Source organism: Streptomyces sp. NPDC017991 (assembly GCF_044328075.1).
Lineage (GTDB): Bacteria > Actinomycetota > Actinomycetes > Streptomycetales > Streptomycetaceae > Streptomyces.
Genome location: NZ_JBIRGP010000043.1, coordinates 1 through 4,983, shown reverse-complemented (window position 1 = coordinate 4,983; position 4,983 = coordinate 1). Strand labels below are relative to the sequence as shown.

The following is a 4,983-nucleotide window of genomic DNA, read 5'->3' as shown; positions in this document are numbered from 1 at the left end:
GCCGTCGCCGAGCAGCGCGGTCAAGGATGCCTCCAGCTTCTCGGTGATGTCCCGGTAGCGGTTCAGATCACCGCGGTCGAGCGCCACCGAACGGACCGCCTCCGGAACGTCCTTGATGACCTTCACCAAGCCACCCAGCACCGGAACACACCCGCCACCGTTACGGTCATCGAGGACGTTGAGCGCGGCGGACAGGTTCGTCTCCTCGCGGTCGGGGGCGGTGCCGATCGCAGGATCGTGATCAGGGCGGAGACCATGTGCAGCCGACGGCCGTGGATGTCGGCCAGAAGACGCCGGCGCGCGCTTCCGGTGAGCCGGGCCGCGGCCCGCACGGACTCGCCCGCGTCCAGGACGTTGAGATTGCCGCGGCCCCTGCCCAGGGTGATGACCTGGCCGCCGATGGCCCGGATCAGGTCCGTGTAATCGGGAGGTCCCTGAAGATCAGCGGTTGGACGCCGTACGCGGACAGGCCGAGGGCCATACGGCGTACGATGGTCGACCTCCGAGGCCGGGGCGGCCCAGGACGAACATCGACGGATTGGCGAGCAGCCCGGTACGGGTGAACCAGGACACCGGGTCGCAGCACACTGTGGCTCCCGAGTCGAGGTCACGGCCGGGGGGGCACGCCCACCATGGGAGTGCCGGCGCCCGCTCCGAAGGGCCACAGGCCGCACACCTGGACCGTGGTGCCGCGCCACTCCGGGGCGGGCTCGACGTATCCGACCATGCCTCCGCCCGGACCGGGCCAGCCCCGCGGTGCGGGGCGCGCCGGCTGCCGTTCCTTGGTCCTGATCCTGATCCTGATCCTGATCCTGATCCTGATCCTGGTCCTGTTCCTGTTCCTGTGAGCCATCGTGTTCCCCTGCTTTGGTCCTGGAGAGCGCGGGGGCGACGGCCCGGGGCGTCAGGGATGACGACGAGACCGAGCAGGTCGACGCCTGGAACCAGGCCGGAAGCCCACTGCTGTGCCGCGTGCTGCGCCGCCCCGAGGCCACTGGCGCTGGAACGCGCCACCAGGACGACAGGCTGTGGCCGCGTCCCGGCCGGCCAGGCGCGGCCCGCGTCCCTGCCTCCGGGTACGGCCTGCTCCAGCGTGGTGACTCCCGCGCCGCCGTGTGTGCCGAGTCACCACCACCCCCCCTGCACGGTGTCCAGGCTCGGACGGGCTACCGGCAGCCCTCGTTCGGGCGGTGGAACTCCTGCTCCTTGGGGTGCAGTTGACCCGGCCAGCCGTACCGAGGCCCCTGAACCGATTGGGTCGGTTTCCCGTTGGTGCCACTGGCGGGGTGCGGGAGAGGCAACCAGGGATTGAGAGCCGACGCATTCGACACCATGGTCCCTCCTTCAGTTTCCGTAGCAACTCCCATAACAAGCAGTACTAAAAGGATATTTGGGCTGTCCTGACGCATGGGCGTCGTCGGAAGTCCCCTCTCGCGAACTCGCAAAGGAGTTGCACGTGGTCGTTCAGGCCGCGCAGGCACGTTCGCTGGCTCTGGTGACGAGCTGCGCCGTCGTCGGACTCGCCGGTTCACTGATCGGCCTGTCCGTGGTCGGTGCCCTCGGCCATGACCAGCGAGACAGATCCGTGGGCTTCACCGTCACACTCGACACAGGGCGCGTACCGGTTGACTTCGCACCCTGGATCCAACGCGCCGGCCAACTGTGCCCACAGGTCAGCGCCCCGCTTGTGGCCGCCCAGATCGAGGTCGAGTCAGGCTGGGATCCCGACGCGGTGAGTCCTGCCCACGCGCAGGGCCTGAGCCAGTTCATTCCCGGCACATGGGCCACCTGGGGTGTCGACGCCGCAGGCAAGAACGGCAGCACCCGGCCTGACGGCGTGGCCGACCCCTTCACCCCGGGCGACGCCATCATGACCCAGGCCCGCTACGACTGCTGGCTGGCCGACAAGGTCAAGGGCATGGCCAAGGGCGACAAGGTCACCCGGCTCGTGCTCGCGGCCTACAACGCGGGGCCGGCTGCCGTCCAGGACTTCGGCGGCGTGCCCCCATACCCCGAGACACAGGCGTACGTTGTCCGCGTCATCACCGCCATGGCCCGCTACACCGGCGCCCGTGATCAGGCAGATTTTTCCTTCGCCGAGGACACGAGCGCGTTCGGTGACCGTGTGGTGGCCGCGGCACGAGCATGGCTCGGCACACCGTATTCCTGGGGCGGGGGTGGTCCCAAGGGACCGGGACGCGGATTCGCCCAAGGTGCCGGCACGGTGGGCTTCGACTGCTCCAGCCTGGTCCAGTACGCCGTCTATCAGGCCAGCGACGGCCGCACCCTCATACCCCGCGTGTCCCAGGTCCCGGTCACCGCGGGCACTGCGGTGCAACCCGGCGACATCCGCCCCGGCGACGTCATCGGGTTCGCGCTGAACGGCAGTTACGACCACATCGGCATCTACATGGGCCGCAGACAGTTCATCCACGCGCCGAAAACCGGAGACGTGGTGAAGATCAGCGACCTCGACGACCCGTACTACGCCAACAAGCCCCAGCGAATAGAGAGGTTCGGATGACCCGCTTCAGGAGGTGGCCCGTCTCCGTCGCTTCGAACGCGGCACTCCTGCTTGCGGCCGGCTGCGGCCTTGCGGCCGGCGAGGAGCCTCACTCTCGTACGTCGTCCACCACGAAGTTCTCGGTACCCGGCGCCACTGGCGTAGGGCCGTATCCCACTCCGGCGGTCCCCGGGGGAGCACCGCCGCAAGGGACACCGCCGCAGGACAGGCGGTCGCCTCCCGCTCGCTCCCCCGACGCCCCTCGTCACGGCTCGGTACCGGCGCCAGGTGAGGTCGACCGGACGAAGGCCGACGCCGTGGGCAGAGCGGCGTTGAAGATCATGTGGACCTACGACACGGCCGTCGACGACGGTCCGTCCGCTGCTGGCCGCCGCACAGCGGACGGACACTGGCTGACGCCCAAGTACGCGGCACAGCTGCGTTCCGGCCGGGCCGCCGCCGTGGGCGACGCCCAGTGGCGGGAATGGACCAGTCACAGGGCCTACACCACCGTCGCGCTGAAGGCGGCCGACGACGGCGCCAGACCGGCTGACACAGCCACCGAGGCATGGCGCCAGTGGGCTGTCACGGACACTCCGTACGGACGTGACCACTGGAAGGGCGAACCCACCGGCTTCGCCGCCTATGTACAGCTGACTCGCACGGGCCCCGGTAGGAGTTGGCAGGTCACCCGCGTGATCGTGCAGTAGCCGTGCTGTCCGGACACCGCCACCACACAGTCCGAAGGAAACATGGTGAACCCGACCTACGAACCGGCAGATGTACCGGCCTGGCCCGTCTTCACACTCGCCATGCGCGACAGCGGACACGTCGACGTCGGCGGTCCGATGATGCCGTCCACCACACACCCGCACCGGTCAGCGGCCATCGACGCGGTGACGGCGGTCGCTTCGCGGCTCGGCCGACCGGTGCGGGCCGAAGCCGTCGAGACGGACGGTACGGTGTGGCAACTGGCCGTGGCCCCAAACGGCGCGGTGGGCGAATTCGTCGGTGAGCAGGGTACGCGGGCACCGGAACGGCGTGACACCGCCGCGCCGGCTCCAGCTCCGCCCACTCGTCACCGACCCCAGTCCCTGACGCAGCCCAGATCCCAGTCTCACGGCCAGTCCCACGATTTCGCGGATACGCTCATCCTCGTGACGGGCCACCTTGATGCGGGGCGCGTCGAAATGGCTGTTGAACTCGCCACCGAACTCGATGAACTGGCGGCTGATTCACTGGGGGTCTCCCACCCCGACGCACTGCGGATCCGGGAGATCCGGGCCCGCGCCACCGCCCTGGCCGGCGATCCGGAGGGGGGAGTACGGCTGTTCCGGGACGTCGCCGAGCGGTGGCACTACAAGAACGAGTCCGGCCTGGCCGAAGCAGCCGCACAGCACGCGGAGAGTCTGTGGCCGCGCATCACCGATCTGGAAACAGCGTTGTCCGCCGGACTCGGCCTGGTCCGCCTGCGTAACCAGATGCCAGGCCAGGACGGCGCGGCACTGGCTGCGGTCATCGAACACCTGTCATGGTTGGAGTGGTTGCGCCACACGGCGCACAGACCCGGTGGGACGGCGACCGGCCCAGTGCATGACTCGACGCCCGCGCCGCCTCCAGCCTCGGTACATACGTCCCAGCGAGCGTTACTGACCCGGCACGCACCGAGCACCGCGGCGCCTCCCCTACAGCCGTGAACCGATCGCCGATGAATCCCGTAGTGCTGCCGTGGGCGCCCGGAAACCGGTCCGCCCCTTCTGCGCCGGCTGATCCAACCGATCCGAGCGATCCAAGCCGTCCGGGGCACAAAGCGCCACGGCCAAGGGACGTTCCAGCCCGGGACCGGGAACGTCGCTCGACCAGGCCACCCCTACCGAGGCACCCCACACCCAGTTCACCGGCAGCGCGCCTCCGGAGATCCTCCATCCCACCGCTCCCGGCACCGGCGCTGTTCCATCGGCCGTTCTCGAACCCAGCCTGACGCGGTGAACATGCATGCGCTCCAGAAGGATTCGCGCAGTGGCTGCGCACCGACCAGGTCGATCTCGTCCCGGAGAGCACGGAGGGAGTGGAAGGACAACGCGGCCCTCGCCCGGGCCGGCCTCAGCAAAGAAGGGCCCGCCGACACTTCCGGCGGCCAGCAGAACACTGTCCGGTGGACGTGACGAGGTGTACCAACGAGCTCGTGCGTGGTTGGCGTCGGCATGTCGAGTGCGAAGCCAGTGGATCACGGGGCTGACGCCCGAAGCGATCGTCGAACTCGTTGCCGACGTCCGCCCGTTGTGGCACTAGCGACACCGGACTGGTCTCACATCACGTCCCCGGTCGTGTCCGTAATGTCAGGGGAGCCGGAGTCGTAGGGAGGCGATGGTGACCAGGGTTTGGTATTGGTGGGCGCGTTTGTCGTAGCGGGTGGCGAGGGCTTTGTTGTGCTTGAGCTTGTTGAAGCAGCGTTCGACGATGTTGTGGCGGCGGTAGGC

At 68.8% G+C, this 4,983-nt stretch carries 4 protein-coding genes and 1 pseudogene; 4 read left to right on the top strand and 1 reads right to left on the bottom strand.

Annotated features, from left to right (window positions below):
- The first annotated feature begins 632 nt into the window (after window positions 1–632).
- From ACH4DZ_RS44920 to ACH4DZ_RS44905, 4 genes are all read left to right on the top strand, one after another.
- A complete protein-coding gene (locus ACH4DZ_RS44920; protein WP_398295596.1) occupies window positions 633–848 on the top strand; it encodes a hypothetical protein in 216 nt (71 codons plus the stop codon).
- A gap of 608 nt (window positions 849–1,456) precedes the next feature.
- The gene (locus ACH4DZ_RS44915; RefSeq protein ID WP_398295595.1) at window positions 1,457–2,524 is read left to right on the top strand and encodes an NlpC/P60 family protein; all 1,068 of its coding nucleotides are present in this window, start codon (window positions 1,457–1,459) and stop codon (window positions 2,522–2,524) included.
- Window positions 2,525–2,820: 296 nt separating this feature from the next.
- The gene (locus tag ACH4DZ_RS44910) at window positions 2,821–3,213 is read left to right on the top strand and encodes a hypothetical protein (protein WP_398295594.1); all 393 of its coding nucleotides are present in this window, start codon (window positions 2,821–2,823) and stop codon (window positions 3,211–3,213) included.
- 102 nt (window positions 3,214–3,315) lie between these two features.
- Window positions 3,316–4,200 (top strand): hypothetical protein, encoded by an 885-nt coding sequence (locus ACH4DZ_RS44905; protein WP_398295592.1) that lies wholly within the window; start codon window positions 3,316–3,318, stop codon window positions 4,198–4,200.
- Window positions 4,201–4,842: 642 nt separating this feature from the next.
- On the opposite strand, the pseudogene ACH4DZ_RS44900 reads toward ACH4DZ_RS44905, so the two are convergent.
- Window positions 4,843–4,983 (bottom strand): annotated as a pseudogene (locus tag ACH4DZ_RS44900) (IS5/IS1182 family transposase); the annotation flags it as partial.

Bases quoted from the DNA above. Each gene is read 5' to 3' on its own strand.
- ACH4DZ_RS44920 (WP_398295596.1), top strand. From the start codon at position 633: ATGGGAGTGCCGGCGCCCGCTCCGAAGGGCCACAGGCCGCACACCTGG.
- ACH4DZ_RS44905 (WP_398295592.1), top strand. From the start codon at position 3,316: ATGCGCGACAGCGGACACGTCGACGTCGGCGGTCCGATGATGCCGTCC.